At 61.9% G+C, this 3,484-nt stretch carries 5 protein-coding genes; all 5 read right to left on the bottom strand.

Features of this window, described 5'->3' with window-relative positions; all coding sequences use genetic code 11:
• On the bottom strand, positions 1 to 471 hold a 471-nt coding region (locus tag Q0S16_RS23065; protein WP_295853689.1), incomplete at its 3' end, for a multicopper oxidase domain-containing protein.
• Positions 472 to 485: 14 nt separating this feature from the next.
• On the bottom strand, positions 486 to 1,946 hold the full coding sequence (locus Q0S16_RS23060) for a TolC family protein (protein WP_295853684.1): 1,461 nt from the start codon (positions 1,944 to 1,946) through the stop codon (positions 486 to 488).
• A 9-nt stretch (positions 1,947 to 1,955) separates the two neighbouring features.
• On the bottom strand, positions 1,956 to 2,249 hold the full coding sequence (locus Q0S16_RS23055; RefSeq protein WP_295853681.1) for a hypothetical protein: 294 nt from the start codon (positions 2,247 to 2,249) through the stop codon (positions 1,956 to 1,958).
• A 74-nt stretch (positions 2,250 to 2,323) separates the two neighbouring features.
• Positions 2,324 to 2,785, bottom strand: a complete 462-nt coding sequence (locus tag Q0S16_RS23050; RefSeq protein ID WP_295853678.1) for a hypothetical protein — start codon at positions 2,783 to 2,785, stop codon at positions 2,324 to 2,326.
• Positions 2,786 to 2,864: 79 nt separating this feature from the next.
• Positions 2,865 to 3,484, bottom strand: a 620-nt coding sequence (gene recO / locus Q0S16_RS23045; protein WP_295853674.1) for a DNA repair protein RecO, incomplete at its 5' end; no start/stop codon positions are given.

The following is a 3,484-nucleotide window of genomic DNA, read 5'->3' as shown; positions in this document are numbered from 1 at the left end:
ATAGACAAAGGTCTGTCCGGGCTTGATCGCGGGCTGCGTAAGGCCTCCGACGCCATCCATGCCGTTGGGCAGACGCTGCCCATGCCAGTGAACAGCGGTGTGTTCCGGCAGCTTGTTGGTGACGTAGATGCGGACCTTGTCACCTTCGACCGTCTCAATGGTCGGCCCCGGCGACTGCCCGTTATAGCCCCACAAATGGACCTTCATACCCTCGGCAAATTCGCGCTCGACCGGCTCTGCCACCAGATGAAACTCTTTCCAGTCGCCATTCATCCGCCAGGGCAGCGTCCAACCGTTCAACGTCACCACTGGATTGTAATCGGGGCCACCCGATGGATGCAGCGGCGGCTGCGTCGCGGCCTTTTCCATCATCGGCGCCTCGGGGATATTCGCGGCCTGGGCTCGACCGGAGACCGCCGCCGCGCTGGCGAGCGCGGTCGCAGTACCGAGAAAATTTCGTCTGGACAACATGGGTCTCTCCATCTCTAGCGGCCGCCACCGGATAATTTCGCAAATGCCGAAATATTTGAATCGACAAGGTCGCCACGGCCCCCGCCATTAATGGCGGTCTGCAATTGCGATTGTGCGAGCCAAAAATCGCGTTTAGCCGCGATGGCGGCGCGCAATGCCGCGATACGCTGTCTCGCCTCCGTCAGCAGGGCAAACACGTCAACCTGCATGCTGCCGAAACGTAGTTGCATCTCTTCCGAGATAATTTTTCGAAGCGGCAGTACTTCGCGCTGATAATGGCCGGCGATGTCATAGGTTGATCGATACACCTGAAAGGCGTCGCGCGCTTCCGAGCGCGCGTTGACGGCCTTTTCGGTCAACAGATTGAAAGCCAATTTATAGGTTTCGGCGGCTTGGCGGACTCGAACTTCGCCGCCATCGAAGATCGGAATCTGGAGCTGCACATCGAAACCCCGTTCGCCGAAAGCCGCTCCTGTCGGATCACGCGTCTTTCGATCGATCCCGGCGACGTCGAGCATTGTAACGAAGCGGCTCGCCTCTGTGAGGTTGAGTGACTTGGCCAGCGCTGCCAGTTCAATGCGGGCGATCTGAAGGTCGATACGATGATCGATCGCCGCGACCTCGATGCGCGGCAACGACAGCGGTTGACGTGGCAGAGCGGGGAGCTTCCGCGGCACCCGGATATTGATGTCCTCTCCCCAGAGGCCGAGCAATCGGATCAGGCGCTCGCGGTAGCTCGCCGCATCCTGACGGCTGGTCGCCAGATCGGCGGTCGTCTCCGCGTAAAACACCTGCTCGCGAGCCTGGTCGAGCTTGTTCAGCGCGCCGGTCTCGCCGAGTTTCAATGCAAGCTGGGCGGTCGATTCCGCCGTCGACTTGGCGTCGGTCAGAAGGGTAGTGAGTTCATAGGTGGCTACCGTTTGATAATAGGCTCGCCGAACGTCAGCGGCCAGACGTAGCGTATCCTCGGCGGCACGGAGCTGGGCCTTCTGGAACCGCTGGCGGGCGATCTCCGATCGGAATGGTAGCGTAGCCAGAGCGAGGATATCGCCGACCACTTGCCGTTCAACCTCGAGCGCGCCGTTTCCGGCAATACGCGAAATGGAAAATCGCGGATTGGGCGGCAGGCTGTCACCGACCATATCGGCTTCCGCCAGCGCCAGTTCATTATAGGAGGCCTGCAGGCCGCGATTGTTCAGGAGCGCGACCTGAACGGCGCTATCCATCGTCAGATCTCGCCGAGCAAGTCCCACGACCCAAGCATGGGCGCGTTGCGCGTCATCCCGCGTGCGGATGGAAACCACATCCTTTTCGATGGTTTCGCCGGCCACGCTGGAGACGACATTCATCCCGCCGTCGGGCGAGAACGTCGCGCACCCCGATAACAGCACGGCCGACAGCAGCACGGTTGCCGCCGCGCGCGCCGCCCCGGAATGCAACCGAAGGGCAAATAGCTTTTCTGGTCTGGTGAACATCACGCGCTCCTATTGGCCGGGTTTCGGCGCCGGGGCGACGCGGTCGTTCCGCGCTCGCCATGGTGCGGGCGTGGTCGGGCGAAGGCCTGTGTAGGGAGCGATGGTCGAGCGGTAATTGGTACTTGCGACCTTGGCTCCGGGATCGGCGGGATCCGCACCGGCGAGAGGCGCCGTCATCGGCATGCACGATGTCACGGCCAATGCCGCGGCGGTCATGCCCGCGAGTTTGAGTAGTCTGATAGCCAACAGTCTTGCTGCCACCGAACCAACGGCGACAAGCATCGCATTACGCTGCGCAAGCATTTTATTTTCCTGAAATGACGATGGACCATGAGCGCGAGCCCTGTGAGAGCGTCGCACCACGTCGATGGGTCAGTTCAGGAGATGGGCGGCCGATACAGAAGGGAGGGCGCGCTGTCTGCGATCTTCCGATGACCCTCGATTTCGCAAGGGGCGATGGGTACGGAAGGCCTGACAATATCGAAAAGCGCCGCCGGAAGCGCGACGACGCACATCAATCCGCAGCATTGCCCATCAGACGCATGCGTCGCCCTGCCGGGTTCCGGATAATTTTCCGTCGCCATCGACTGGGCAGCTTCGCCGGATTGCGCGGCCGAATGAGCATGCTTGTGGTGGTCATCGTGCCGATGCGGCGACTGTGCCTCGCCGCCGACGTGGACCATACCAGTCATATGGCTTTCGCCCGTCAGGCACGGCGCAATCAGATGCGGTCCCGGCAATGCGTAGGACATCGCCGGTGCCAGCACGCACAGCAAATACACCAGGGCGATAATCCACCCTGCTTTCAGCCGCTGCGCTCTGGTCAGACGAACCAGCATTGTGATCAATCAGCTCTCGGTTTCGATAGAGTTCTCATCATAACCGCGAATTCAACTCCCGCCAACACCGAACTGCGATTCAGGACAACGCACCGATCCGCGCCAGATGCTTCGCCACCGCGTTGATAAAACCCTCGCGGGCGTCGGAATGGCCCTGCCCGCGCGGTTCCAGCACATTGCGCAGCAGAAAGCGGCCGGTGAGGTCGAAACCGTCCCGCAGGTCCTGGTCGGACCAGCTGTTGCGACCATCGCCAGCGCCGTCCTCACGCAGAAACGGCGGTAGCCGCATCAACCGGTCGCGCCACGGTTCACCGGCCGACCGCGACACCGCCCCGCCGGACTTTGGCGAAACATAGATCAGATCGGTGGTGGCGCCGGTGGCGGCGCAGTTTTCCAGATCGAGGCCGAAGCCCAGCTCGGTCAGCATCGCCAGTTCGAACCGCACCACATGGATCGCGGCTTCGCTGACATCGTCGAAATCATTCAGGATGCGCTCCAGCATCTCGTAGATATCCTCATGCGGATCGCGTTCCGGCAACAGCCGGGCCAGCGACGCCAGATGCGTGACCCCATAAACCGCGTGGCCGGAGCCCAGCACGGTCGCGGCCCGCATCTTGGTGGCTTCCATCAGAAAATAGCCGAGCTGCTCGTCAATCCGGGCCCGCCAGGTCGCGCGCACGCTGTTGCCGGGCTGCAGCA

Source organism: Tardiphaga sp. (genome assembly GCF_025356345.1).
Taxonomy (GTDB): domain Bacteria; phylum Pseudomonadota; class Alphaproteobacteria; order Rhizobiales; family Xanthobacteraceae; genus Tardiphaga.
The sequence above is the reverse complement of the archived record's forward strand: the minus strand, read 5'-3'. Positions and strand labels throughout refer to the sequence as shown.